This is a genomic window from Actinoplanes cyaneus (assembly GCF_016862095.1).
Taxonomy (GTDB): domain Bacteria; phylum Actinomycetota; class Actinomycetes; order Mycobacteriales; family Micromonosporaceae; genus Actinoplanes; species Actinoplanes cyaneus.
Window position 1 is genome coordinate 1 of record NZ_BOMH01000075.1, and the last position, 26,020, is coordinate 26,020.

Below are 26,020 nucleotides of genomic sequence, written 5' to 3' on the forward strand. Positions count from 1 at the left end.
GCCTTCCGGCTCTTCAAAGCCGGTGCCCGGTTCGTGGTCAACCGCGCCGCCACCTCGGTCAAGGCTCCGCATCCGCGAGACGCCGGGAACGGTGTCGAGCTCGCCCGCGACAACCACCGGCTGATGATCGCGAAGTACCGGTCGCCGGTGATCCCGCTGCTGATGGCGATGCCGACGATCAACCCGTTCAACCTCAACGACGCCATCGACGTGCTCGGCCTGCAACCGACCCGCGGCCGCCGCCCCGGATCGCCGTCATGACCGGCCCGCGCGGCACGGGCACCCGGTGGGCGGTCTTCACGATCCTCCCGCGCGGCGGCCCTGTCCTGGTGTCCGGCCTCGTCGCGGCCAACGTGGCGCTGGGCCTGCTGCCCATCGCGTTCGTCGTCGCGACCAGCGCGCTGATCGGCCGGGTGGCGGACGCGGTGGCGGCGGGTCCCGGATCGCCCGCTTGGCACGGCACGCTGGTGTTGTTCGGCCTGGCCTCGGCGGCGTTCGCCGCGCAGCTGGTGCTCGCGCCGGTGCAGGGCCTGCTCGGCGACCTGCTGGCCCGGCGGGTCGACGGGGAGATGTTCGACGAGCTGATGGCCGCGTCGCTGCGGCCGCGCGGCATCACGCCGCTGGAGGACCAGGAGGTCCTGCGGGACCTGCGGACGGCCGCCGACGATCTGAAGTACGGCTTCATGAGCCCGGGCCAGGCCTGCGCCGGAATGCTCGCGCTGACCGCGCGATACCTGCAGCTGATCGGGTACGCGCTGGTGGTGGCGGTGGCGTTCGCCTGGTGGGCGGCCGTCGCCCTGGTGATCATCGTGCTGCTGTTCCGGCATGGCCAGCACAACGCCCTGAGCCGGTTCTCCAAGCTGCGGTTCGCCCTCAACGGACCCGAGCGCCGCATCCACTACCTGCGGGAGCTCGGCATCCAGCCGCCGGCGGGCAAGGAGATCCGGATCTTCGGGCTGGCCGGCTGGATCGCCGATGCCCTGGAGCGCGCGTACCGTTCCTGGCTGGCTCCGCTGTGGGTGGCCCGCCGGCGGCTCTACCTGCGACCGTTCCTCTGGTACGCGGCCGGCGGCCTGCTCGTCACCGGCGCCGTGTTCGCCGCGGTCGGCGCGTCCGCGGCGGGCGGCATCACCGTCACCGCCTTTGCGCTGGCGATACAGGCGGCGCTCAGCGCGCTCCGGCTGGCGGCGTACTACCCCGAGGCCGACCTGCAGATCGCTCTCGGCGGGGAGTGCCTCCAAGCGGTCCGGCGGGTCGTACGCCGCATCGACACCTATCCGGCCGACGCCGACGCCGACGACACCGACACCGACACCGGCACCGGCACCGAGGCCGCTCCGGCCCCGTCCTCGGCCATCCACTTCGACCACGTGTCGTTCACCTATCCGGCCGGTGACCGCCCGGTCCTCGACGACCTGGACCTGACGATCCCGGCCCGCCGCTGCACCGCGATCGTGGGGCTCAACGGCGCGGGCAAGACCACGCTCGTCAAGCTGCTGACCCGGCTCTACGAACCCTCCTCGGGAACGATCCGGGCCGACGGTGCGGACATCCGCCGTCATCCGGTCGCGTCGTGGCGCCGCAACCTCGCCGTCATCTTCCAGGACTTCGCCCACTTCGACCTGTCGGCCGCGGCCAACATCGGGTACGGCGCGCCGGACGCCATCGACGACCGGGACGGCATCCGGGCGGCGGCGGCAGCGGCCGGCATCGCGACCGAGCTCGAGCGACTGCCGGACGGCTTGGACACCCCGCTGACCAAGGACGTGCCCGGCGGAACCGAGCTGTCCGGCGGGCAGTGGCAACGCGTCGCGCTGGCCCGGGCGCTGTTCGCCCTGCGCCACGGCACCCCGATCGTGGTCCTGGACGAGCCGACGGCGAGCCTGGACGTCCGCGCCGAAGCACGGTTCTTCGACGAGTTCGCGGAGCTGATGCGGGGCGCCACCACGCTGCTGATCTCGCACCGGTTCTCCACCGTACGCCGGGCCGACCACATCGTCGTGCTGGCCGGCGGCCGGGTCGCCGAGCAGGGCAGCCACGACGAGCTGATGGCCCGCGACGGCGAGTACGCCCGGCTGTTCCACCTGCAGGCGGACCGGTTCACCGACGAGGTGGCGAGATGAGGGACGTACTCACCGGGTGCCGCAAGCTGCTGGGAACGGCGTGGCGGATGGACCGGCGCCGTACCACGGCGTCCGTCGTGCTGATGATCCTCGGCGCGGTCGCCACGCCGTTGCTGGCCGCCGCCCTCGGGGTGATGACCGAGGCGGTGGTGAACGACCGGGTCCGCGTGGCGGTGGTCAGCGGCGTCGCCGTGGCGGCCCTGGCCGTCGTGTCGCTCACCTTCGGGCACTTCGCCCACGTGCTCTACTTCGAGCTGTCCGACCTGGCCGAGATCGACTTCGACCGCCAGCTCATCGCGTTGTCCAACGGCACGCCCGGCATCGCCCACCACGAGCAGGCCGGCCCGGCCGACTCGCTGACCGTGCTGCAGCACGAGAGCAAGCGTTACCGGCAGGGGCTGGAGGCGCTGCTCAACGGGATGGGCCTGGCGCTGGCCATGGCGGTCACCGCCGTACTGCTCGCCCGGCTGAATCCGCTGCTGCTCCTGCTGCCGGTGGCGGCGCTCGCCCCCCTCTACGCCGGGCGGCTCGCGGAGCGGCACGTGGACGCCGCCCGGACGACGGCCGCCAAACCGACCCGGTTGGCGCAGAACCTGTTCCGGCTCTCCACCGCCTCCCGTTTCGCCGGGGAGCTGCGAGTGTTCCGGCTCCAGAAGCGGATGCGCCGCCAGCATGCCGAGCTGTGGGCGCGGGCGAGCGGCGACCTGGCCCGGGCGCAGGTGCGGGCGTCGGCCATCCGTACGGCCGGGCAGCTGGTCTTCGCCGCCGTCTACGTGATCGGTGTCCTGCTGGTCCTGCGGGCCGCGTCGGGGGGCGGGCACGGTGCCGGCGCCCTGATCCTCACGCTGACCCTGGCCGCTCAGGTGAACCAGCAGGTCACCACGGCCGTGTCGTTGCTGCAGCACCTGCAGAGGATGGCCGCCGCGTACCGTCGCATGGAGACGGTGCGAGCCGCCGCCGACGACGCGCCGGCCGGTGCGGCGCAACGGCCGGCCCGGCCCGCCGCCCTTCCCGAACGACTGCGCGAGGGGATCGTGCTGGATCACGTCGACTTCCACTACCCGGGCAGCGGCACGCCCGCGCTGAGCGACTTCAGCCTCGACCTGCCGGCCGGGTCCGTGGTCGCGGTGGTCGGCGAGAACGGCGCGGGCAAGACCACCCTCGTGAAGCTGCTGTGCGGTCTCTACCGGCCGACCGGCGGGCGGGTGCTGGTCGACGGGGTCGGCCTGGACAGGCTGCCCGCGCCGCAGTGGCGTACCCGGGTCGCCGCCGGTTTCCAGGACTTCGTCCGCTTCGAGCTCTCCGTCCAGCAGGCGGTCGGGGTGGGCGACCTCCCGCGGCTGGACGACGAGGAAGCCGTCCGGGCCGCCCTGGCGCGGGCCGGTGGGAACGGCTTCGAGGCGGAGGTTCGTGACGGGCTGGCCACCCCGCTGGGCCGCAGCCACGCCGACGGCGCCGAGCTGTCCGGCGGGCAGTGGCAGAAGCTGGCGCTGGGCCGTGCCCTGATGCGGCCGGCACCGCTGCTGCTCGTCCTGGACGAGCCCACCGCCGCGCTGGACGCGCAGGCCGAGCACGCCCTGTTCGAGCGCTTCGCCGACGAGGCGCGCCGGGTCGCCCGGCACACCGGCGGCATCACCCTGCTCATCTCGCACCGGTTCTCCACCGTGCGGATGGCCGACCGGATCGTCGTGGTCCGCGACGGGCGCGTCGCCGAGGTAGGCAGTCACGCCGACCTGGTCCGGGCCGGCGGGCAGTACGCCGACCTGTTCGCGCTGCAGGCCGACGCCTATCGGTAGACCGTCGTTCCCGCCCCTGTGGCCGGCCGGTGACGCGCAGTCCGCGTCACCGGCCGGCTGCTTGCGTTGCCCGCCCGCCCGGCCGACCACTCCAGAAGTGCGCAGCTCACCAGGGGCGGCCCCGGCCGCACGAGCGAAGATGCGATCCGATCCGCCCGGACCTGACCATATGGAGGAGCCCGACCGTCACCGCGAAGGGGTACGCCAATGGGTGAGACATCGGCCGTCCTCGCGGGCGCGCTCGCACGGGACGCCTGGCCCGGCATCACCTTCGAGCGGGCCCTGCCGGGTGGCCACACCAATCCGGTCATGTCCGGGTGGCTCGGTGGGCGCCGCGTGGTGGTCCGGCGGTCGTCCCGTCCGGCCGAGTCGCTCGACTGGGAGCTCGACCTGCTGGACTTCCTGGCGGGGCAGGGCGTCGGCGTGCCCCGCGTACTGCCCGCCGTGGACGGCCGGCGGCACGTCGACGGCATCATGGTGACCGATTACGCGGGCGGCCACCATCCGCGCGACCCGCGCGAGTGGCGGCCGGTCGTCGAGCAGCTGAGCATCGTGCATGCCGCGACCGCCGGCTGGCCGCAACGCCCCGGCGCGGCGGCCAGCACCGACCTGGCCACCGCGGATCGGGCCGGCGACGTACGGCTGGACCTCCTTCCGCCCCGGGTCGCACGGGCTGTCCGCAACGCCTGGGCCGCCGTCCGGGCCGGGTCCGCCGGCGTCGTGCACGGCGACGTCAGCGCGGCCAACGTCCTCGTCGACGGCGACCGGGTGACCCTGCTCGACTGGGACGAGGCGCGGGTGGACGTCCCGTGGTTCGACCTCGCTTTCGTCCCGTCGGAGGCCGCGCCACCCGGTGCCGTTCCGGTCGCCGCACGGCACGCCGCCGGACTGGCCTGGGAGGTGGCCTACTGCTGGGCGGCCGACCCGGTCTACGCCCGCCGTCGGCTCGTGGAGCTCTACCGCACCAACGCAGAGAGGGGCTAGCCATGCCGGAGCAACTGAACGTAGGAGTCCTTTGCCGTAACGAGGTCCTGTGCCGGGGCCTGGTGGCGGTGCTGGAGTCGGCGGACGCCATCGGCACCGTGCATCCGTACGCCGACGAGGTGGCCGCGTCCCACGCTCGCGCAACGGGCCGGCACGACGTCCTGATCGTGGCCGCGGCCGACGCCGGGTGGCTGGAGGCGGTGGACGCGCAGTTCGTGGCCGGGCGCACCCGGGTGCTGGTGCTCGTCGACGCCGCGGCCGCGCGGGACCTGTCGGTCTACGCGGCGCTCGCCGTGGACGGCTTCCTCGCCCAGGACGGCCTGAGCGCGGCCACCCTGCTCGACGCCCTGCAGCGCTGCTGCGACGGCGGCTTCCCGATGCCGTCCGGCCTGGCGCGTGCGCTGCTCGCCCGGGCCGACGCGCCGCACCACCCGGTGCGCGGCCGCCCGACCCACCTGACCAGCCGGGAGACCGAAGCGCTGACCCTGCTGGTGAAGGGCATGAGCAACAAACAGATCGCCCGGCGCCTGGCCATCTCGAGTCACGGCGCCAAGCGGCTGGTGGCCAGCATCATGCTCAAGCTCAACTCGCCCAACCGCACCACCGCCGCCATCAACGCCATCAAGGCCGGGCTCGTCGAGCACTGACCGTACGGGCACCCCCCGCACGGCCAGCTTCCCGGCGCGGCGGACCCCTTCGACAATCGATCCCGCACCCCTCGACGACAGGAGAGCCGTCATGCCTGCCCCCTACTTCGGCGAAACGCACGGCTGTTACAGCGATTCCCTCCAGATGGCGCTCGGCTTCGCGGGCCCCGGTGCGGGCACCCTCGAAGTGCTCAGCTGCTCACCGTTCGGCATGACGGTCCACGACGGCATGTGGCCGTACTTCGCCCCGGCCAACGGCTGGAACCCGGAGGTGGGCATGCGTACCGCCCTCGACCTCCTCGGCTGGGCGTGCGACCAGCACAGTGGCGACCTCGACCACGCCGTGTCCCGGATGCGCGAGGCCACCGAGGACGCGCCGGTCCTGGCCGGCCCCTTCGAGATGGGCCTGCTGCCCTACCACCCCGGTCTCGGCCAGCCCATGAACGTCGACCACTACCTCGTCGTCCTCGGCCTCGACGACGACGACATGGTGCTGCTCCACGACCCGCGCGCCCACCCCTACACGCTGGTGCCGCTCAAGAAGCTCCTCGTCGCGTGGGACACCTCCACGCTGTCCTTCCGGGTCGAGCCGTACAACGTCCGGAGCAACTTCCGCCGGGTCCGCGAGACCCCGGTCAGCACCGCGCTGCGCGAGATGCTCCCCCTCGCGGCCCGATTCCTCGGCGACCCCGCCGCGGCCGCCGCGGCCGCCGCCGCCACCACGGACCTCGTGGCCAACGGCCTCACCACCCCGCAGTACTTCCACATGACCGACTTCATGGTCTGCGCCGGCGTCCGGCGCCGGCTCGAAGCCGCCGTCCACCTCGACTCGATCGGCTGCCACGACCTCGCCCGGGTTCTCCAGCGCCAGGCCCGGATCATCGGCTCCAGCGAGTACTTCCTGGTCGCCCAGGACTACGCGACCGCCGCCGAGCACCTGAGCAAGCTCGGTCCCACCTTCGGGGAGCTGCACGCCGAGTTGCTGACGGCCGCGGCCCGATGAACGTCCTGGTGGCCTTCGAGGGCTACGGCAACGAGACGGCGGGCGCGGAGCGGATGGCCCGCCGGACGACCACCGCCCTGCGGGACCGCGGCCACCGGGTCGCCGTCCTCACCCGTTCCCCGCATCCGTCGGCGGAGGCGTGGCCGGCCACGGCTCCCGGCTTCCGGCCGGACGTGGTGCACGCCTTCGACCTGGCCCGGCCGGACACCGTGGTGGAGGCGGGCGGGATCGCCGAGCGGTACGGGGCGGGGTTCGTGGTCACGCCCTGCTCGACGGTCGAGGTGTGGCCGGACCGGGAGCGGGGGAGCGCCGTCTGCCGGGCCGCCGACGCGGTGTTCGCCCTGACCGACGCCGAGGCCGACGACCTGCGCCGGCTGGGCGTCCCGGCGTCCCGGATCCGCCCGTTGCCCTCGGCGCCCGACCTCACCGCCGCGGCCGACCCGGCCCGGTTCCGCCGCGACTTCGGGGTGGACGGCCCGATCGTGCTGTTCCTCGGCCGGCGGATGGTCAGCAAGGGCTATCGCACGCTGCTGAGCGCCGCCCCGCTGATCTGGTCCCGGATCCCGCGAGCCACCCTGATGTTCGCCGGCCCGGACAGCGAGCCGGAGGCCGCCCAGTACTTCCGCGACCACGCCGACCCGCGGATCGTCGACCTCGGCACTGTCGGCGAGCAGACCAAGCACGACGCGCTCGCCGCCTGCGACGTGCTCTGCCTGCCCTCCACTGCCGACGTGTTCCCGCTCGTGTTCGCCGAGGCCTGGTCGTGCGGCCGGCCGGTGGTGACCGGCGACTTCCCCGGCGCCGACCGGGTGGTCCGGCACGGCGTGGACGGCCTCGTCGTCACGCCGCGGCCGGGGCCGGTGGCGGAGGCGCTGACCGGGCTGCTGCTCGACGACGCGCGCCGGACCGGGATGGGTCGCGCCGGACGACGGCGGGCCGCCCGGGAGTTCGGCTGGGATCGGGTGGCCGAGTCCTGCACCAGGGCCTACCGCGAGGCGACGGGGGTGCGGTCGTGAGCGCGGCGTCCGAGCCGTCCTGGCGGGTCACCCTGGCCGACACGACCTTGGACGAGCGCGAGGAGGCCGCGGCCGTCGAGGTGCTGCGGTCCCGCTGGCTGTCGGCCGGTCCGCGTACCCGCCGGTTCGAGATGGCCTTCGCCGAGCGGCTGAGCGCCGCGGACGCGGTGGCCGTCAGCAGCGGCACGGCCGCGCTGCACCTGGCCACCCGGGCGCTCGGTATCGGCGCGGGCGACGAGGTCGTGATGCCGTCGCTGAGCTTCGTGGCGGCCGCGGCCGTGGTGGCCCTGCACGGCGCGACGCCGGTCTTCGCCGACGTCCGCTCCGACCAGGATCTGACCGTCGATCCGGCCGGCGTGGCGAAGCTCGTCACGGCGCGGACCCGGGCGATCGTGGCGATGCACTACGGCGGCTACCCCGCCGACCTGGCGGCCCTGCGCGCGCTGGCCGACCGGCACGGACTCCTTCTCATCGAGGACGCCGCGCACGCGCCGGTGGTGCACAGCGCCGACGGCGTTCTGGGCACGGTGGGCGACGTCGGCTGCTTCAGCTTCTTCGCCACCAAGAACATCACCACCGGTGAGGGCGGCATGGTGGTGGCGCGCGATCCGGAAGTGCTCGCCCGGGTACGCGCGATGCGCTCGCACTGCTTGACCCGTTCCACCTGGGATCGGATGCGCTCGGACGACACCGATTACGACGTCACCGGCCTCGGCCTGAACTACCGGCCCACGGAGCTCTCCTCGGCCATCGGGCTGGTGCAGCTGGACAAGCTCACCGGGGAGCGGGCTCGCCGCCGTGAGCTGGTCGGCCGCTATCGCGAGCTGCTGACCGGGGTGGCCGGTCTCGGGTTGCCCTTCGCCGGCCGTGACGGCGACAGCGCGCTCCACCTCTGCCCGGTGGTGCTGCCACCCGGCGCCGACCGGGCCCGGATCCGCAAGGCGCTGGCCGCGGCCGGCGTACAGACCTCGGTGCACTACCCGCCGACCCACCAGTTCTCGCATTACCGCAGCCGGTACCCGGCGACCCGCCCGCTCCCGGTGACCGAGGCCGTGGCCGGTCGCCTGATGTCGCTGCCCCTGCACGCCAGGATGGACGAAGCGGACGCGGCCTACGTCGCCCGGTCCCTCGTCGAGGCGCTGACCCGATCCTAGGAGGAGACGACGCATGACCGACTCGATCACCGCTACGCTCATCCGCTTGCTCGCCGCCATGACCGGCCAGGACCCGGGCGGGATGCGCCCGCAGACCCGGCTCTTCCTCGACCTCGGCCTGGCCTCCGGCAACGCGCTCGCCCTGATCATGGAGCTGGAGGACGAGCTCGGCCTCGGCCTGCACGTCGATCAGGTCGAGTGGCGGCATCTGGAGACGATCGGCTCGCTGACCGACTATCTGACGGCCGTCGCCGCGACGGGGCCGCAGGCCGCGCGGAAGGACCACCGCCGCCCCGTTTCCTGAGCTGCCGCCCCGGCCTGCTGCCGGCCGTCCGCCCCGCGACGGCCGGCAGTTCCGCGTGTGCGGGCCGCCCCGGGTATGCCCTAACGGGCGGCGAGTCGGTCGGCCGTAACGATCTGCCCCGGGCCGGGAGAACTCGATTGAATCGGACCATGATGCAGACCCTCGACGACGTGCAGGGCGTGCCGTTCATCGATCTGGCCGACCGCTTCGGAACGCCGCTCTACGTCTACGACTCCGCCGTGCTCACCGCCACCTATCGGCGGCTGCGAGCCGCCCTGAACCCCGGCCTCGAGCTGTTGTACTCGCTCAAGGCCAACCCGAACGTGTCCGTCTGCGCCGTCCTCGGATCGCTCGGAGCCGGGGCCGAGGTGTCCTCGGTCACCGAGCTGATGACGGCCCGCCGGGCGGGCATCCCGGCCGACCGCATCCTGTTCCTCGGCCCCGGCAAGGGCGCCGCCGAGCACCGCATGTGCCTCGACGAGGGAGTCGGCGCCGTCGTGGTCGAGTCGCTGGCCGAGATGCGCCTGCTGGACGAGCTGGCGCGGAGCCGGGGAACCGTGGCGCCGGTGGTGCTGCGGGTGAACCCGGCCTTCACGGTCAAGGGCGCCCGGCTCACCATGGGCGGCCGGCCGCGGCAGTTCGGCATCGACGAGATGGAGCTGATGGACCGGCCGGGCCTGCTCCGGGACCACCCCGGCCTGCGGATCCGCGGCGTGCACGTCTATCTCGGCACCAGGATCCTCGACGAGGCGCTCGTGGTGGAGAACACCACCCGCATCCTGGACCTGGCCGTCCGCCTCGCCGCCCGGCTCGGCTTCCCGCTCGAGCTGGTCGACGTCGGGGGCGGGCTCGGGGTCGCCTACTTCGACGGCGAGCGCGACCTCGACGTCGACACGCTGGCGGCCGGTCTCAACCCGGTGCTCGCCGCCTTCCGCGCCGACCACCCGGCCACCCGCCTGATCATGGAGCTCGGCCGGTATCTCAGCGCCGACGCCGGCATCTACGTCAGCCGGGTCCTCTACACCAAGACCTCGATGGGAGCGCGGTTCGCGGTGCTCGATGGAGGTACCCACCACCACATGGCGGCGGTGGGCATCGGCTCCTACGTGAAGCGGAACTTCCCCATCCGCAAGCTCGGGCCGGACGCCGGCGACCATCAGCCGTGGCAGCTCGCCGGCCCGCTGTGCACGCCGAACGACCTGCTGGGCAAGAACGTGCCGCTGCCCGAGCTGCGCAGCGGCGACCTGGTCGGCGTCCTGCGCTCGGGTGCGTACGGGCCGACCGCGTCACCGGTGCGGTTCCTCAGCCACGGCTATCCGGCCGAGGTGCTCGTTCACGAGGGACAGCCCTATCTGGTCCGCGAGCGGGAGCGGCCCGAGGACCTGCTCGACTCGCAACGGCTGGCGCCCGTGGTCGCGCCGGTCGCCGGCTGATCGACTCAGCGGGCGCTGGTCGCCGGGACCTGGGCGGCACGGCCGTCCCAGGTCCCCAGACGTTCCCCGATGGCCCGGTCGAGCTCGGCGATCCGCTCGGTGGTCTCGGCGACCACCACCGCGTAGAGGCGGCCGTCGAAGAGCTCGCCGCGGCGGGTCGAGGCGCCGGCGTTGACCGTCGCGAAGTTGTTGATCACCGCACCGCGGGCGCCGCCGGGGGCGAGCAGGAGTCCGTCCAGCAGCTCGCGCAGCCGGTCGAACGTCACCGGCTCGGCCAGCCGCAACGGGTACTGGGTGGCCAGCGCGGTGTGTCCGGCCGGCACCAGGGTGACCCGCAGGCGCTCCTGGTAGGTCGACATGTTGTTCCGCGCGTTGATCTCGATCATCGGGTACAGCCGCCCGTCCACGCACGTGAGCGCGTCGACGCCGACCACACCGTAGAAGCCGTCCCGGCCCAGGCGTGAGCCCAGGGCGGTCGCCGTGGCCATCAGCTCGCCGACCTGGGCCTGCGTCAGCCCGGCCGGCATGCGGTGTCCCTTGTGCACTCCGTTCGAGGTCAGCGCCTCGCGGACGAAGTCCCAGTGGACGCTGCCGTCCCGGCCGACGGTGAACTGGTAGTTGAGGTCGGTCTGCTTCGGCAGCCACTCCTCGACCACGAGCGACAGCTCGCGCCGGCCGGACCGGTCCGCCCGCCGCGCGATCAGCCGCCGCAGCGAGGCCAGCCGGTCGGGCGCCCGGACGACGAGGATGCCCTTTCCGGAGACCCCGAACGCGTCCTTGACGACGACCGGCCGCCCGTCCGCGAGCCAGGTGGTGGCCAGCTCGCACGCCGCGTCCCATTCGTCGATGTCCCGGCACACCAGGCCGGCCGGCTGCGGCACGCCGGTGTCGTCGGCCACCAGCCGGCTGTAGATCTTGCTGTTGACCGCCTTGCAGACGCGCTCGGGCGGCCCGGCCAGCGGGATGCCGGCGACGGCGGCCAGCCGCTCCTCCATCGCCGACACGCCGTGCGGCCACAGCCAGGCCCCGGCCGCGGCCGCCCGGGCCAGCTCGGCGCCGAGCGACGGGTCGGCCAGCGCATCCCCGGTGACGGTCCGGTGCGGTTCCTGGCCTGCCGGGGTCAGCACCGTCGCACTCGCGAGGCCGAGCTCGCGCAGGTAGGCCAGATAGCCGGGATCCGGCGCCGTCTTGAGCACGACCGAGTCGCCCGGCCCGGCCAGCAGCAGGGCGAACTCGTCCATCCGGTGGACGATGGCCTTGCTCGCGGGCATCGACACGGTCGGCAGACCCTGCTCACCGGTGGCCCACTGCTCCTCCACCTCGAAGTTGCCCAGCAGCACCAGCGGAGCGTCCGGGCGGCCGGTCAGTGTCGTGCGCAACGCGTGTGTCAGCATCGATGACTCCCGGGATCAGTGTTCGAGGACCATGGCGGAGAACGTCGCGCCCAGCCCCACCGCCGTCATGACGTAGTGGTCGCCGCGGCGCAACCGGCTTGTCAGCCGCGCGGTCTCGTGGTTGAGGAACGAGTCGGAGCAGAAGCAGTGCCCGATGTCCGCCTGGTTCACCAGGTACAGCCGGTCGGCCCCGCGGATGCCGAGCAGCCGCAGCACCCGCATCCACGACATCCGGTTGACGTTGTGCGGCAGGATCAGCGCGATGTCGTCGATTCCCAGGCCGGCCGAGCGGACGGCCGCCTCGATCACCTCGGCCAGCGCGTCCGGGTAGTGATCCTGGAACTCGACGCCCAGCTCGTCCGGCATCCAGGGGCCCTGGTAATAGCGGCCGTGGGTCCGGGTCGCGTAGCCCAGCACGCGATCCCGGTCACCGCCGGCCCGGACCAGCACCGCTGACGCGCTCTCGCCCATCACGCCGGCCGCGACCACGGCCTGCGCCGACGCTGTGAACGCCTTGTCGGCGCCGACGACCAGCGCCCGGGCGTCGGGATCACCGGTCGTGGCCAGCATCGTCCCGGCGAGGTGGACGGCCAGCAGCGCCGACGCGCAGGCGTGCTGGGACACGCTGAAGATCTCTGCGTGTTCCAGCCCGACCTTGCGGCATGCCTCCAGCAGCGGGTTGACCGGATAGGGAGCGACCACCGGCATGCTCCGCGCGTGCATCACGTACCGGATCCGGTCCTCCCGGCCGCGCAGCTCGGGCAGGGCGCTCATGGCGGCGACGAGTTGCTCGGTGAGGCTGCCGCCGGGGTCGAGCCGGACGTACCGGAAGCCGTAGAAGCGTTCGTAGACGCTGATCTGTGCCTCGCGGAGCCCGTATTCCCGCAGGCAGTCACCGACCGGGGTGCGTACCGGCGGGTGGTAGGCGGCAACGGCCTCGATCGACGTCACAGCGCGGCGATCTCACGCTCGGCCAGGAACGCCGGCCGCGGGTTGGCCACCTCCAGCGGGGCGTTGCCGACGCCGTTGTAGACCAGCAGGAGCACCGCGCGGCGGAACGGTGACAGGTTGGGACCCGAGGCGTGCAGGACGTTGGCGTGGAACATCAGCACCGAGCCGGCCGGCCCCTTGGCGCTGACCAGGCCACCGCGGCGGGCCTCCGACTCGATCACCGCGTGGTCGAGCTGGAACTTCTCGTTCGCGGTCAGCGTCGACACCCAGGACGGGGCGTCCTCGTATCCGACCGGCATGCCGTCGCTGTCGGTGCCGGCCAGCAGGCCGTTGCGGTGCGAGCCGGGGATGAACGTCAGCGGCCCGTTGAACTCGTTCACCTCGTCGAGGAACACCGCCACGTTCACCAGATCCGGCCGCTGGATGGCGTCGGCCCGCAGCCAGTTGATGTAGTCCTGGTGCCACTCCCACTGGTCGCCGGTGAAGGAGGCCTTCACGTTGATCTTGGATTGGTGCACGTAGACGTCGTCGCCGATCAGCTGTTTCGCCGCCTCGACGAGCACCGGCAGGCGAACCACCTTGGAGAGCACCGGATCCGTCTGATGCGGGCCGTAGACCGAGCGCACGGTCGTGCCGTCGCGCTCCAGGATCCGGTGGGGACCCTCCTGATCCATGACCCGGGGAACGGCGTTGCGGATGTCGTCGAGCACGCCGTCCGGCAGGGTGCCCGGGGGCAGCATGAGGAACCCGTCTCGCCGGTACGCGGCAACCATCTTGTCGTCAAGCGTCATGGCCCGATTGTGGACAGCGGCCGGGCGCCCGGTCGCCTCCTCCTTCGGCGATACCCACCCGGCCAGGTCGAGCGAAGGCACCGTACGACCTCTCACCGTAGCCCTTTAAATCGATGTCCTTGGTCATGTTGCGAAACGCGCCCTAGCGGCACATGTAGGACAAACGGGAAGAGGAGACGATGGAACTGGCGGACGTCAGCGTCAGGCTGACCACGGAGCAGACCGAAAGCCTGCGTGAGGCGTGCGCCGGCGCCGCGGGCAAGGTGACCGGACAGCCGCTGGACCGCGAGGCGGTGCTCGCCGCGGCCCGGGGCGCGGCCCGCGCGCTCCCCGACCGGCTGATCGAGGCACTGGGGTCGTTCCGGGTCGCCGGAAACCCGCTGGGCACCCTGGTGGTGGAGGGGGTGCCGACCGACGCGGTGCTGCCGCCCACCCCGGCCGGCGGCGACCTGGACGACTGGTCGGCCCTGCCGGTCGCCACCATGGTCCAGCTCGCGATCTGTGCCGAGCTGGGCGACGTCATCGGCTACGCCGACGAGAAGCAGGGCCGGCTCGTGCAGGACGTCGTCCCGGTGGCCGGGGCCGAGACGAGGCAGGAGAACTCCGGGACCGTCTGGCTCGAGTTGCACACCGAGAACGGCTTCCACCCCTACAAGCCCGACCACCTGACGCTGCTGTGCCTGCGTTCCGATCCGGCGGCGGAGGGCCGTACCGTGACCGGGGCCGTCCGGCAGGTGCTGCCCCGGCTCTCCGCCGAGTGTGTGCAGCGGCTCCGCCGGCCCGACTTCCGCATCCGGCACAGCAGTTCCTTCTCCGCGACCCAACCGGCCCGCTGGTCGGCACCGCTGGCCGTCCTGACCGGGCCGGCCGGCGACCCGGAGCTGACCGCCGACTTCCACGCCATGCGGCCGCTGACGGCGGCGGCGGCCGAGGCGCTGGCCGAGCTGCGGGCCGCGATCGAGGACGCGCTGGTCGGCACCGTGCTGCTCCCCGGCACGATGATCATCGTGGACAATCGCGCCGCCGTGCACGGCCGCACCGCGTTCACCGCGCGGCACGACGGGACGGACCGGTGGCTGCGCCGCTGCTTCACCGTGGCCGACCTGCGCCGCTCCCGAGGCGCCCGGCCGACCGGCTCGCGGGTCTGCCTGCCCCTGCACGATCTGGCCGACGCCGGCAGCGCCCCGGCCCTCGCCTCGGCGGCTGCCGCATGACCGGTCGCATCCTCACCACTCTCGGCGAGCTGACCGACCGGCCACCCCGGCACCTCGTCCTGCTCTACTCGGGCGGGCTGGACAGCAGCTATCTGTTGTCCCTGCTCAGGAGGGCGGACGTGCGGGTGACCGCGCTCAACGTGCGCATCGGCGAGGCAGGCGGGTCCGACGGGCCCGGGGATGCCCGCGGACCCGCCGCCGTCGCCGCCCTCTTCGGTGCCGGCTACCGCGAGCTCGACGGCACCGAGGCGTTCTACACCGAGTTCCTTCCGCCGGCCATCCACGCCGACGCGTACTACCAGAACCAGTTCCCGGTCGGCTCGACGCTGACCCGGCCGTTGATGGCGCGCGCCGCCGTCTCCCTGGCCTGGGAGCTGGGCGCCGACGCGGTCGGCCACACCGCGACCTACATGCAGAACACCGCGGCCCGGATCGGCCGCTCGGTGGCCGCGCTCGACCCGGAACTCGACGTCGTGGCGCCGTTCCTCGGCAGCAACGTGTCGCGGGCGGACAAGCAGGCGGCCCTGCGTGAGGCCGGGATCGACCTGCCGGGCTCGGTGCACAGCGTCGACGAGAACCCGTGGGCCCGGGTCATCGAGAACGGCACCCTGGAGAATCCCGAGAACCGGCTGGCCGAGTCGGTGTTCACCCGGACCAGCGACCTGGCCGGCTGCCCGGCCGAGCCGGTTGAGCTGACGATCGGATTCGACGGGGGCCTGCCGGTCACGCTCGACGAGCGGCCCACCGTCCTGGCCGATCTGGTGCCGGCGCTGAACCTGCTCGCCGGCCGGCACGGTGTCGGCCGGTTCTCCGGCCTGGAGGACACGCCCTTCGGGGTGAAGAACCACGAGGTGCGCGAGTCGCCGGCCGCCGCTGTCATCACCGCCGGGCACCGGGCGCTGGCCAATGCGGTCCTCGGCCCGCGCGAGCACGCCGTCCGCGCCAGCCTGGCCACCGAGTGGACGACCACGGCCGTTCACGGCGGCTGGTTCGGGCATCTGGGCGCCTGCCTGGCGCGCTGCCTGGCGGATCTGGACCGGCCGGTCACCGGCTCGGTCCGGCTGAGACTGCACTACGGCACCGTGACCGTCCTGGCCGTACGCAGCGCCAACGGGCTCTACTACGCCCGGCTCGGCGAGGATTTCCACGATTGGATGAACGATTACGGCTATGGGGCCTGGCATCAGCTGGCCGGCCTCGCCGACCGGACAAGGAGCGCGCGTTGAGCCGCATCATCGATCTGTCCCACGTCGTCCGTGAGGGCATGACCACCTATCCCGGCCTGCCCGGCCCGGCGATCGCCGACCACCTGTCCCGCGACGCCTCGCGGGAACGGTACGCCCCCGGCATCGAGTTCCAGATCGGCGTGATCACCCTGGTCGCCAACACCGGGACCTACCTGGACGCGCCGTTCCACCGCTATCCGGACGGCGCCGACCTGGCCGGCGTCGACCTGTCCCGGGTCGTCGCCCGCGACGGTGTGCTGGTGGACGCGACAGCGGCCGGCCGCGCGATCACCCGGGAGGCCTTCGGGGCGCGGCCGGTGACCGATCGGGCGGTGCTGGTGCGCACCGGGTGGGACCGGCACTGGGGCACTGACCACTACGGCGCGCCGGACCACCCGTTCCTCACCGCCGACGCGGTGCAGTGGCTGGTCGCCCAGCGGCCGTCAGTGGTCGGGATCGACTCGGTGAACATCGACGACATGGCCGACCTGACCCGGCCGGCGCACAGCGCGCTGCTGGCCGCCGGCATCCCGATCGTGGAGCACCTGTGCGGGCTCGACGCGCTGCCGCCGGACGGGTTCGTGCTGCACGCCGCGCCGGTTCCGGTTGCCGGCATGGGCACCTTCCCGGTGCGGGCCTACGCCGTCGTGGGCTGATCCGCCTGCCGCCGGCCGCCCGGGCCCCCGGCAAGCTCGGCCGGCGCCGCCAGCCGTGAGTCGCGCCGGTACATCTCCCGCACCCGCTCCACCGGCCCGCCTTCCGCGCTGACGCCCGCGGCCTCGTCCAGCAGTTCGAGGTCCGCGGGCTTCAGTGCGTCGTAGCGGATCGGGATGAGGCCCCAGCCGTCCCAGGGAAGCGTCTCGACCCGGTCGAGGCTGGCGAGGTCGCGGATCACGTTGCCCTGCACCTCCCACAGGCCGGTCAGCCCGGCGGCCAGCACGCCGACCGTCTCCGGGCTCCGGCGGCCCGACCGCCATTGCCGCCACGCCTCGCCGCCGACCAGGAAGGCGTCGCGAGGCACGTCGAAGGCGTCGATCCCGCGGGCGTACGTCCCCGGCGGAGCACTGCCGACCTGAGCGTCGACGAGGTACCACCCGCGGGCGTCGTCCCACACCTCCACCACCCAGTGGTCGTCGAAGAAGCCGTCGACGAAGTAGCCGGCGAAGCCCGCCCGGGCGCGTGCCGGCGTGCCCGCGTGCCGGAGCATCGCGCACAGCAGGACGGCGAAGTCCCGGCAGGTGCCGGCGAAACGGTCGGCCGGTGGGCGCGACTCCCAGCCGCCCAGCAGCGCGAGGATGGCCTCGACGTGCCGCGTGTTGGCCTCGTCCCGCCGCTCGTCCGGCAGCGTGAACCCGAAGTGCTGGGTGTGGTCGCGGTGCACCATGACGCCACCGATCAGCGCGGCCAGCCGGCGCGGATCGCCGCCCAGCCCGCTCAGTTCGTCCAGCAGCGCCCGCTGCGCTCCCGGGTCGGTGACCGCGCCGTGCTCTCGATAGAGATCGATGTCCTTCATGGACGGATCGTACCGGTCAGGCGGCCAGCGGGCCGGTCCCGACCGCGTCGACGGATCGCCGGCCGGCGCCCACCGGCGCCACCCGCTGCACCAGCTCCGGCGCGTCCAGCAGGGCCAGCAGGACCGCCGGATCGCCGTACGGCCTCGGCGCGGGCCGCAGGTCGACGACCTCCTCGGCGGTGTCCCGGTGGATGGTGACCGGTCCGCGGGCGTCGACCGGCGGCAGCCCCGGGAACATGTCCGGGCGGCCCGGCCGGCCCGCGCCCGCCCCGATGGTCTGGGCCACCAGGTACCAGGTGCCGCGCGGCACCCTCTCGAAGCGGAACGGCCCCGGCCGCGCCAGGATCGCACAACGTACCGGCCGGCCGGCTCGGATGCGGTCGGCGAACAGGCCGACGAACATCGGTTGCTCGGCGATGCCGGGATGGGCGCGAACGTTTCCGCGAATCACGGCGGACCCCGCGTCGAACGCCTCCGCGCCCATACCGTGATCGCGAGGTGTTCCGACGAGCCGGCGGTAGGCGGTGGGGGAATGCCCGATGCTCCGGGCGAATCGGGTGCTGAACGTTCCCACGCTGTTGTAACCGACCAGAGCGCTGATGTCGGCGACGTTGAGCGACGTCTCGGCCAGCAGATGCTTGGCTCGCTGGATCCGCAGCGCGGACAGGAATCGGCCCGGAGACAGGCCGGTCACCCGCTGGAAGATCCGCGTGAAGTGGAACTTGCTGAACATCGCGGTGCGAGCCATGTCGTCCACCGTGAATGGATCGCTGATGTTGTCGTGCATGGCCTCGATGACTCGCTCGACGGCGGGCCCGACTGTGTGATCCACTAGTTCGTCTCCGTTTCAGAACTAACTGGACGATGCAATTCTGCGAGCCACCACAATGATTTAATCGCGCCTTTTAAAGACATTTCGACCAATGCCGGAATGCTGCATTTAGCAACCCGGTCACATCTCGAACAAATGTATCGGAGGACCCGGATATTCCGCAACGCTCACTGCCACCGGATGATCGCAGTGCGCAATCCTGGAGTATCTAACGTCCTGACCTGCGCAAACACGAAGACGGTATGTCGCTACTGGAGAGTTCAGGTATAGAGAGCGGTTGTATCGGCTCCCGGCTGTCAAAGGTATTCCCGTACGCCTGGCCGCCGTCGTTCCGACTGCGCTCCGTAATCATTTCCGCCATTCCCTGGTTGCCGTAGCCGGGGCGATGTCGCCCATTCTGGCTGGCGGTTTCGGTTCCGTAACTACGGACAGCAAAGGACGGGCGGCCCGACCGGGCCGCCCGTCCTTTCGCTACGTCACCGCACCAGGCGGGCGAAGCTCCGCACGTCGGAGGTGAAGATGTCCGGCTCCTCGAGCGCGGCGAAGTGGCCACCCCGATCCGGTTCGCTCCACCGCACGATGTCGGCCAGGTAGTGGTGCGCCAGCCCGCGCAACGGCTGGAACGGATCGTGCGGGTACACCGTGACCCCGGCCGGGACCCGCACCGGCTCGGGACGCCAGCCCGACGCCATCGCGCGCATCCCCTCCGCGCCCTCGTAGTAGAGGGCGGCCGAACTGCCGGCGGTGGCGGTGAACCAGTAGATGGAGACGATGGTCAGCAGACGATCCCGGGACACCGCGTCCTCGGGCACCTTCGCCGCGTCGGTCCACTCCCGGAACCGTTCCACGATCCAGGCCAGCTGGCCGACCGGCGAGTCGGTCAGCGCGTACGCCAAGGTCTGCGGCCGGGTCGACTGCAGTCTCATGTAGGCCGACAGCTCCGCGTCGAACCGGCCCATCAGCGCCAGACGCGCCTGGTCCGCCTCGCTGAGCCCGGCCAGCTCGGCCGGATCGCCCGAGGGATAGGTGAGCAGCATGTTGACGTGCAACCCGATGACGTGGTCCGGAGCGATGGCGGCCACCTGCTGGGAGATGACCGCACCGGCGTCGCCGCCCTGAACCAGGTACCGGTCGTAGCCGAGCCGGTTCATCAGCTCGGCCCAGAGCGGCGCGATGGTGCCCGGATGCCACCCCGGCCCGGCCGGCCCGGAGAAGCCGAACCCGGGCGGACTGGGAATGACCAGATGGAACGCGTCGGCCCGGTCGCCGCCGTGCGCGGCCGGATCGGTCAGCGGGCCGATCACGTCGAGGAACTCGGCCACCGACCCCGGCCAGCCGTGCGTGAGCAGCATCGGCGTCGCGTCCGGCTCGGGGGACCGCACGTGCAGGAAGTGCACGGTCGCGCCGTCGATCTCGGTCCGGAACTGGGGATACCGGTTCAGTTCGGCCTCGGCGGCCCGCCAGTCGTACCCGGTCCGCCAGTACTCGGCGAGCTCGCGCAGGTACCACACCGGCACCCCGCGGCTCCAGTCGTCGTCGGCCAGCGGCGCCGGCCAGCGGACGGCGGCCAGCCTCCGGTGCAGCTCGTCGAGGCCGGCCTGCGGGATCTCGATCCGGAACGGCGTCATGATGTGGCCCTCTCTACCTGGTCGACTCGGTCGGATGAGGAGGTGGACCCGGTCGCCGGCGCGGCCGTGCGGTCCCGTGACAGCCGGAGCACCCGCCGGATCAGGCCGGGACGCATCAGCGCGGACGGCGGGTCGATCAGACCGGCCACCCGCATGAAGGTCGAGGTGACGGCCGGGTCCTTGGTCGCCGCGTACTGGAGCCGGGCCATGTACGCGTTGCCGATGCGCACCATCGCCGACCGCTTGCCCGGCACTCCCGGGAAGTCGAGATCGCCGCTGGTCGAGATCTGCCACGGCACGTCCACGACGCGACCGATGTCGCGCAGGAACCCGCGCGGCGAGGGCGGCTCGCCCCGCAGCAACCACTTGCGCAGCGTCATGGCCTCGATGGCGGCGACCGTCATGCCCTGGCCGTAGACCGGGTTGAAGCTGCAGACCGCGTCGCCGAGCACGAGCAGCCGCTCGGGGAAGCGGGACAGCCTCTCGTACCGGCGGCGCATGCTGGCTGGGAACGTGAACGTCACCGGGTCGGTCAGCGGCTCGGCGTCGCGCAGTCCCTCGTAGACGTCGGGCACCGGCAGGGAACGGGCGAAGTCCAGGAAGCCCTCCGGGTCGGACGGCGGGTGGTCGCCGAGGATCCCGGTCAGCGACACGATGCACTCGTCCTCACCGACCTGGCCGAAGAACGCGCCACGCGGGTGCGCCGGCGACGCCACCGGGTTGATGGACTGCGTACCGCCGAACATCTCGGGCCGCTTGCGGTAGAGCCGGGTGGTGTAGGCGAGGCCGATCTTCATGCGCTCCTCCACCGGGCGCCGGTAGCCGAGCTGCTCCAGCCACACCGGCAGGCGCGAGCCACGCCCGGTGACGTCGACGACCAGGTCGGCGTCGAGCACGCTCTCGGCGCCGGTGCCCACGTCGCGCAGTGCCACCGCGGTGATGCGCCGGTTGTCGGCGGTGGCCCGCAGGCCGGTCAGCTCGGTGCCCTGGCGATAGGTCACGTTGGGCAGCGCGGCGACCCGGGAACGCAGATAGTCCTCGAGCACGGGCCGTGGCGCGGTGACCGACAGCAGACCGGTCCGGGCCGGCTGTGCGCGCCGGGCGTCGAAGTACCACCGCATCTCGCCGAGGTCGCCGACCGGGACGCCTTTCTTCTGCAGGTCCGAGCGCAGCCCGGGGAACAGCTCGGTCAGGATGAGATAGCCGCGGCCGTGCAGCCCGTGCGCGTGCGCGGTGTGCGGGGTGCCCCGCCGCGGGACGTCGACGCCGAGGACCTGGTCGCGGTCGACGACGATCACCTCGCGGTAGTGGTCGGAGAGCACGCGCGCCGCCAGGGTGCCGGCCACGCTGCCGCCCACCACGACGGCGCGTTGCCCGACCCTCACCTCGGGCGAGCCGGCCGGCACCGCCTCGGCGTCGACCTGGCGGGCGGTGCGCAGGGCGCGCACCATCAGGCCCGGCTTCATCAGCGCGGCAGGCGGGTCGACGAGGCCCGCGACCCGGAAGAACGCGCTGGTGAACCTGCCGTCGCGCTGGGCCGCCGTGTGCAGCCGGGCGATGTAGGCGCCGCCCATCCGGTCCTTGGCGCTCCGCCGTCCCTGGACGCCCGGCAGGGCCAGGTCGCCGCCGACGGAGGTCTCCCAGGGGATGTCGACGATGCGCCGTACGGTCTGGAAGAACTCGCGCGGCCGCACCGGACCACCGCCCAGATGCTCGGCCAGCGCGGCGGCTTCCAGCGCGGCCACCGTCATCCCCTGGCCGTAGACCGGGTTGAACGCGCAGATCCCGTCGCCGATGACCAGCAGGCCGTCGGGGAACCGGTTCAGCTTCTCGTACCGCCGCCGCACGCTGGCCGGCACGCGGAACATCGCGGTGTCCGTCAGCGGCTCCGCCACGCGGACCGCCTCGTGGATCTCCGGTGCGTCGAGCGTGCGGGCGAACTCCAGGAACCCGTCGCGATCCCGCGGCGGGTGGTCGCCGAGGATGCCGGTCAGGGACAGCAGGGCCACGTGGTCAGGGAACCGGCCGAAGAACGCGCCACGCAGGTTGCCCGGGTGCGGCACCGAGTTGATGGCCAGGTCGGAGCCGAACGGATCGGTCTTCAGGCGGAAGTACTGCGACACGTACGCCAGGTCGATGCGGACCTTGTCCTCGGCCGGCCGCTGGTAGCCCATCCGCTCCAGCCAGGCCGGTGCGCGGCTGCCCCGGCCGGTCGCGTCGACCACCAGGTCCGCCTCGATCGTCTCCGGCGCCGCCCCGTCCTGCTCGCCCACGACGTGCACGCCGGTGACCCGGTCGTGGCCGGGCGTCGTCATCAGGCCCTGCACGACGGTGCGCTCGCGGAGGATTACGTTGGCCATGGCGAGGACCCGCCGGCGCACGTACGCCTCCAGCGTCGGCCGGTTCGCCGAGACGCTGATCAGTCCCGAGTACGACTGCTGCAGCGCGCGGCCACGGAAGTACCAGCGCAGGTCGCCCGACAGGTCGCCGCTGAGCACCCCGTCGGCGGTCAGGTCGGCCTGCATCCCCGGGAAGAGCCGCTCCATCACCTCGTGTCCCCGGGCCAGCAGGGCGTGCGCGTGGTGGCCCTGCGGCACCCCCGGGCGCTCGCCGGTCACGCCCACGACCGCGTTCCGCTCGACGATCACGACCTGGGCGTACCGGTCGGCCAGCACGCGGGCGGTCACCAGCCCCGCCATTCCGGCGCCGAGCACGACCGCCCGGCTGCCGAGGCTCTCGCTCATCGGACTACCTCCGTCAGGGTGGTACGGATGTCGGCCGCACCGGTGCGGCCACGGATCAGGTCGGCCGCCCGCTCCGCGACCGCCACGGTCGGCGCGTTGGTGTTGCCGCGCGGCACCAGTGGCATCACGGAGGCGTCTACCACCCGTAGCCCGTCCACGCCGTGAACCCGCAGCTCGGGGTCGAGCACAGGGCCGATCGCGCACGTGCCCGACGGGTGGAAGATCGACTGGGTGTGCGCCCGCGCGAACGCCCGCAGGTCGTCCTCCCGGGTGGAGGCCGGGCACGCCCACGGCCGTGTGGTGTAGGACGCGAGCGCGGGCTGCCCGGCCAGCTCCATCGCGATCCGCAGACCGGCCGTCATGGTCAGCAGATCCGACTCCTGCTCGTAGTAGCGGTGCCGGATCCGCGGCTTGGCGGTGGGGTCGCCGGAGGCCAGGGTCACCTCGCCCCGGCTGTCCGGACGCAGCACGCACGGGCCGAACGAGATGGCGTGCTCGGTCGACTCGCCGAGGGCGCACTCGGCGAACATCACCGGCAGCACGTGGTACTGCACGTCGGGGGCGGGCAGGCCGGCCCGGGTGCGCACGAAGCCGCCGGCCTCGGGGACGTTCGACGACATCGGGCCGCTCCCGTCCGCCTCGTACTGCCGGAGGTGCCGTTCCTCGCCCGCCGTCAGCAGGCTGACCGGCTCGTCGTGGGTGTAGACCAGGTAGGTGGTCGGATGGTCCTGCAGATTGCGGCCGACCTCGGGCAGGTCGGCCACGACCGGCAGGCCGAGCGCGGCGATCCGGTCGGCCGGGCCGATCCCGGAGAGCATCAGCAGCTGCGGGGAGTTGTACGCCCCGGCGGCCACCACCACCTCGCGCCGGGCCCGGATGTCGAGCACCTCGTCGTAGCGCTGCACCCGTACCCCGCGGGCGCGGCCGTGCTCGACGAGGACGCGGTGCGCCTGAACGCGGGTGCGTACGGTCAGGTTGGGCCGGCCGGCCGCGGGGTGCAGGTAGGCCGTGGCAGCGCTGAACCGCCGCCCGTTGCGCTGGTTGACCTGGTAGAAGCCGAAGCCGTCCTGGCTCGAGCCGTTGAAGTCCTCGTTGGCGGGGAAGCCGGCCTCCGCCGCGGCCCGCACGAACGCCGCGGCCATCGGATTGCGCGAGCGACCCTCGGCGACCGCCAGCGGCCCGCCGGCTCCGTGGTACGCGGAGGCGCCGCGCTCGTTGTCCTCGGAGGCGATGAAGTACGGCAGCATGGTCTCGTAGGTCCAGCCCGGCTGACCCCACTCGTCGAAGTCGAGCGCGTTCCCGCGGATGTGCACCATGCCGTTCAGCGAGCTGGTCCCGCCGATGACCCGCCCGCGCGGCAGATAGAGCCGGCGGCCGCCGAGATGCGGCTCGTCGTTGGTGTTGTAGTCCCAGTCGTACTGCGAGCGCAGCAGCTTGCCGCCGGCCGCCGGGATGCGGATGCTGTCCGAGTCGTCGCCGGGGCCGGCCTCCAGCAGGCACACCGTCACGCCGGGGTCCTCGCTCAGGCGCGACGCGAGCACGCAGCCGGCGCTGCCGGCGCCGACGATGACGTAGTCGTAGGACTCCGTCATGAGCCGGCGCCCGCACGCAGCACGTCGGTCAGCGCCTCGGCGGCCCGCTCCACCTCGGCCCGCGAGATGATCAACGGCGGGGCCATGACCAGTGTGTTGCCGTATTCGCGGGCCGCCACCCGGTGCTTCTCGCGGAGCGCGCGCGTGACCCAGTCGGCCATGAGCGGCTCCCGGGTCTCCCGATCGGCGACCAGCTCCACGCCGACGGTGGCCCCGGCCACCCGGACCTCGCCGACCAGGGGCAGCCCGGCCAGCGGCGCCAGCGTCTCGTGCAGCCATTCGCCGACCGTCCGGGCCCGGTCCACCAGCTTCTCCTGCTCGAGGAGGTCGAGGTTGGCGTGCGCGATCGCGCAGGCGGTGGCGTGCCCGGAATAGGTGTGGCCGTGGAAGAGGTAGGTGTCGCCGCCGGTGATCGTCCCCGCGACCGCGTCGCTCATGAGCACCGCTCCGAGCGGGGCATAGCCGCTGGTCAGGCCCTTCGCCACGGTGACCAGGTCGGCCTGCATGCCGCGATCGGCCGAGTCGTACCAGGCGCCGGTCCGGCCGTACCCGGTGACCACCTCGTCGGCGATGAGCAGGATCCCGTGCCGGGACAGCAGCTCCCGCACCCGGGGCCAGTAGTCCGCCGGCGGAACCAGGATGCCCGCGCCGCCCATGACCGGCTCGCCGATCATCGCCGCCACGTTCCCGGGACCGATGCGCTCGATGGTGGCGGCCAGCTCCTCGATCAGGAAGTCGGTGAGATCCCGGCCGGGGCTGATGTCCGGCGCTCGGTAGGGGTGCGGCGTCGAGACCCGCGCCACGTTCGGGAACTCCGGCCCGATGCCCTCGTGGATGCCCGGGAAACCGGTGGCGGTGCCACTGGCGAAGGTGGACCCGTGGTAGGCGAAGTTCCGGGAGATGAACCAGGTGCGGTCGGGCTCGCCGCGGTGGTGGTGGTAGAGCCGGGCGAACTTGAAGGCCGTCTCCACGCTCTCCGAGCCGCCGTTGGTGAAGAACACCCGGTCCAGCCCGTCCGGGGCCAGGTCGACCAGCCGCTGCGCGAGCGTGATGGACTGATCGTTGGCGAAGATGTCGAACCCGGTGTAGTACTCCAGGGTGCGGATCTGACGAGCGGCCGCGTCGGCCAGCTCGGGCCGGCCGTGGCCGACCTGGGCGACCCAGTTGCCGGCACCCATGACGTCGAGCAGTTCCACCCCGTGCGCGTCCCAGACCGTGCAACCCTGTCCGCGCACGATCGTGATGCGCTCCGACTGGCTGCCGTGGTTGTGCGGGTGAACCAGCACTCGCCGATCGATCTCGGCCAGCTCGGCCGCGGTCCGTGCCGTGAACGGCAAATCGTTGACGACAGACATAGCACTCTCCCCTTACTGATGTGTGCTCCAGTTGCGGCGCGGACAGGCGGCCCCGCGGGCGGTCGTCACGCGAGTTCGGGCTGTCCGGGCGTCGTGTCCAGATCGAGCGCCAGGATGACGTCGTTGATGTTGAACGGGTTGATCGTCGGCAGCGCCAGCAGCAGCGGAATGACCGGCGACCGGTACTTCGGGAGCATCAGCCGGTGGTTGGTCCGCGACATCTCCAGACCGGCCTCGAAGTTGCGCGGATGCGGGTACTCCACCGAGCAGGCGGCGCGGTTCAGCACGAACCGGGCGCCGCTGTCGAACAGCCGGAAGGC

23 protein-coding genes and 1 pseudogene are annotated in these 26,020 nt (G+C 72.5%); 13 read left to right on the forward strand and 11 right to left on the reverse strand.

What is annotated here, in order from left to right; all coding sequences use genetic code 11:
* The 10 genes from Acy02nite_RS41425 to Acy02nite_RS41470 form a co-directional block, all read left to right on the forward strand.
* Nucleotides 1-261: hypothetical protein (locus tag Acy02nite_RS41425; RefSeq protein WP_203754349.1), on the forward strand; the 261-nt coding region annotated here is incomplete at its 5' end.
* Nucleotides 258-2,123 carry an ABC transporter ATP-binding protein gene (locus tag Acy02nite_RS41430; protein WP_203754353.1) on the forward strand — a complete coding sequence of 622 codons (1,866 nt, stop codon included), beginning with the start codon at nucleotides 258-260 and terminating at the stop codon, nucleotides 2,121-2,123. The genes Acy02nite_RS41425 and Acy02nite_RS41430, both read left to right, overlap by 4 nt.
* On the forward strand, nucleotides 2,120-3,919 hold the full coding sequence (locus Acy02nite_RS41435) for an ATP-binding cassette domain-containing protein (protein ID WP_203754364.1): 1,800 nt from the start codon (nucleotides 2,120-2,122) through the stop codon (nucleotides 3,917-3,919). Before Acy02nite_RS41430 ends, Acy02nite_RS41435 begins: the two co-directional genes overlap by 4 nt.
* A gap of 207 nt (nucleotides 3,920-4,126) precedes the next feature.
* On the forward strand, nucleotides 4,127-4,903 hold the full coding sequence (locus tag Acy02nite_RS41440; protein ID WP_203754366.1) for a phosphotransferase: 777 nt from the start codon (nucleotides 4,127-4,129) through the stop codon (nucleotides 4,901-4,903).
* A 2-nt stretch (nucleotides 4,904-4,905) separates the two neighbouring features.
* Entirely contained in the window at nucleotides 4,906-5,550 is a 645-nt protein-coding gene (locus tag Acy02nite_RS41445) for a LuxR C-terminal-related transcriptional regulator (protein WP_203754368.1), read from the forward strand.
* Between the two features lie 91 nt (nucleotides 5,551-5,641).
* A complete protein-coding gene (locus Acy02nite_RS41450) occupies nucleotides 5,642-6,553 on the forward strand; it encodes a YobF C-terminal domain-containing protein (protein ID WP_203754370.1) in 912 nt (303 codons plus the stop codon).
* Nucleotides 6,550-7,569, forward strand: a complete 1,020-nt coding sequence (locus tag Acy02nite_RS41455) for a glycosyltransferase family 4 protein (RefSeq protein WP_203754373.1) — start codon at nucleotides 6,550-6,552, stop codon at nucleotides 7,567-7,569. The genes Acy02nite_RS41450 and Acy02nite_RS41455 overlap by 4 nt, the downstream gene beginning before the upstream one ends.
* Complete coding sequence (locus Acy02nite_RS41460; protein WP_203754376.1) at nucleotides 7,566-8,723, forward strand: DegT/DnrJ/EryC1/StrS family aminotransferase; 1,158 nt, start codon at nucleotides 7,566-7,568, stop codon at nucleotides 8,721-8,723. The genes Acy02nite_RS41455 and Acy02nite_RS41460 overlap by 4 nt, the downstream gene beginning before the upstream one ends.
* Nucleotides 8,724-8,736: 13 nt before the next feature.
* On the forward strand, nucleotides 8,737-9,027 hold the full coding sequence (locus tag Acy02nite_RS41465) for an acyl carrier protein (RefSeq protein ID WP_203754379.1): 291 nt from the start codon (nucleotides 8,737-8,739) through the stop codon (nucleotides 9,025-9,027).
* A gap of 149 nt (nucleotides 9,028-9,176) precedes the next feature.
* Nucleotides 9,177-10,460 carry a type III PLP-dependent enzyme gene (locus tag Acy02nite_RS41470; protein WP_239175734.1) on the forward strand — a complete coding sequence of 428 codons (1,284 nt, stop codon included), beginning with the start codon at nucleotides 9,177-9,179 and terminating at the stop codon, nucleotides 10,458-10,460.
* A gap of 5 nt (nucleotides 10,461-10,465) precedes the next feature.
* Here the strand turns inward: Acy02nite_RS41470 and Acy02nite_RS41475 are convergent, their stop codons facing one another.
* Genes Acy02nite_RS41475 through Acy02nite_RS41485 form a run of 3 tightly spaced genes read right to left on the reverse strand, consistent with a single transcriptional unit; the run spans nucleotide 10,466 to nucleotide 13,596 of the window.
* Entirely contained in the window at nucleotides 10,466-11,854 is a 1,389-nt protein-coding gene (locus Acy02nite_RS41475; protein WP_203754382.1) for a preATP grasp domain-containing protein, read from the reverse strand.
* A gap of 15 nt (nucleotides 11,855-11,869) precedes the next feature.
* The gene (locus Acy02nite_RS41480) at nucleotides 11,870-12,805 is read right to left on the reverse strand and encodes a 3-oxoacyl-[acyl-carrier-protein] synthase III C-terminal domain-containing protein (protein ID WP_203754384.1); all 936 of its coding nucleotides are present in this window, start codon (nucleotides 12,803-12,805) and stop codon (nucleotides 11,870-11,872) included.
* Entirely contained in the window at nucleotides 12,802-13,596 is a 795-nt protein-coding gene (locus Acy02nite_RS41485; RefSeq protein ID WP_203754385.1) for a phytanoyl-CoA dioxygenase family protein, read from the reverse strand. Before Acy02nite_RS41485 ends, Acy02nite_RS41480 begins: the two co-directional genes overlap by 4 nt.
* A gap of 179 nt (nucleotides 13,597-13,775) precedes the next feature.
* Here Acy02nite_RS41485 and Acy02nite_RS41490 point away from each other — a divergent pair, with 179 nt between their 5' ends.
* Genes Acy02nite_RS41490 through Acy02nite_RS41500 form a run of 3 tightly spaced genes read left to right on the forward strand, consistent with a single transcriptional unit; the run spans nucleotide 13,776 to nucleotide 16,692 of the window.
* Nucleotides 13,776-14,810 carry a TauD/TfdA family dioxygenase gene (locus Acy02nite_RS41490; protein WP_203754387.1) on the forward strand — a complete coding sequence of 345 codons (1,035 nt, stop codon included), beginning with the start codon at nucleotides 13,776-13,778 and terminating at the stop codon, nucleotides 14,808-14,810.
* Entirely contained in the window at nucleotides 14,807-16,036 is a 1,230-nt protein-coding gene (locus tag Acy02nite_RS41495) for an argininosuccinate synthase domain-containing protein (protein ID WP_203754389.1), read from the forward strand. The genes Acy02nite_RS41490 and Acy02nite_RS41495 overlap by 4 nt, the downstream gene beginning before the upstream one ends.
* Nucleotides 15,988-16,692, forward strand: a complete 705-nt coding sequence (locus Acy02nite_RS41500) for a cyclase family protein (RefSeq protein WP_425548154.1) — start codon at nucleotides 15,988-15,990, stop codon at nucleotides 16,690-16,692. Before Acy02nite_RS41495 ends, Acy02nite_RS41500 begins: the two co-directional genes overlap by 49 nt.
* Here Acy02nite_RS41500 and Acy02nite_RS41505 read toward each other — a convergent pair.
* From Acy02nite_RS41505 to Acy02nite_RS41535, 8 genes and pseudogenes are all read right to left on the reverse strand, one after another.
* Nucleotides 16,674-17,549, reverse strand: a complete 876-nt coding sequence (locus Acy02nite_RS41505) for a transglutaminase-like domain-containing protein (RefSeq protein ID WP_203754391.1) — start codon at nucleotides 17,547-17,549, stop codon at nucleotides 16,674-16,676. The genes Acy02nite_RS41500 and Acy02nite_RS41505 overlap by 19 nt on opposite strands.
* Nucleotides 17,550-17,565: 16 nt before the next feature.
* Nucleotides 17,566-18,282, reverse strand: a complete 717-nt coding sequence (locus tag Acy02nite_RS41510) for a helix-turn-helix domain-containing protein (protein WP_425548153.1) — start codon at nucleotides 18,280-18,282, stop codon at nucleotides 17,566-17,568.
* A gap of 575 nt (nucleotides 18,283-18,857) precedes the next feature.
* Entirely contained in the window at nucleotides 18,858-20,009 is a 1,152-nt protein-coding gene (locus Acy02nite_RS41515) for an epoxide hydrolase family protein (RefSeq protein ID WP_203754393.1), read from the reverse strand.
* The gene (locus tag Acy02nite_RS47565; protein ID WP_203754411.1) at nucleotides 20,006-21,460 is read right to left on the reverse strand and encodes an FAD-dependent oxidoreductase; all 1,455 of its coding nucleotides are present in this window, start codon (nucleotides 21,458-21,460) and stop codon (nucleotides 20,006-20,008) included. The genes Acy02nite_RS41515 and Acy02nite_RS47565 overlap by 4 nt, the downstream gene beginning before the upstream one ends.
* Nucleotides 21,461-21,727: 267 nt before the next feature.
* Nucleotides 21,728-22,753 (reverse strand): annotated as a pseudogene (locus Acy02nite_RS47570) (FAD-dependent oxidoreductase); the annotation flags it as partial.
* A complete protein-coding gene (locus tag Acy02nite_RS41525; protein WP_203754396.1) occupies nucleotides 22,750-24,345 on the reverse strand; it encodes a GMC family oxidoreductase in 1,596 nt (531 codons plus the stop codon). The gene Acy02nite_RS41525 and the pseudogene Acy02nite_RS47570, both read right to left, overlap by 4 nt.
* The gene (locus Acy02nite_RS41530) at nucleotides 24,342-25,700 is read right to left on the reverse strand and encodes an aminotransferase family protein (RefSeq protein ID WP_203754398.1); all 1,359 of its coding nucleotides are present in this window, start codon (nucleotides 25,698-25,700) and stop codon (nucleotides 24,342-24,344) included. The genes Acy02nite_RS41525 and Acy02nite_RS41530 overlap by 4 nt, the downstream gene beginning before the upstream one ends.
* Before the next feature lie 65 nt (nucleotides 25,701-25,765).
* Nucleotides 25,766-26,020: hypothetical protein (locus Acy02nite_RS41535; RefSeq protein ID WP_203754401.1), on the reverse strand; the 255-nt coding region annotated here is incomplete at its 5' end.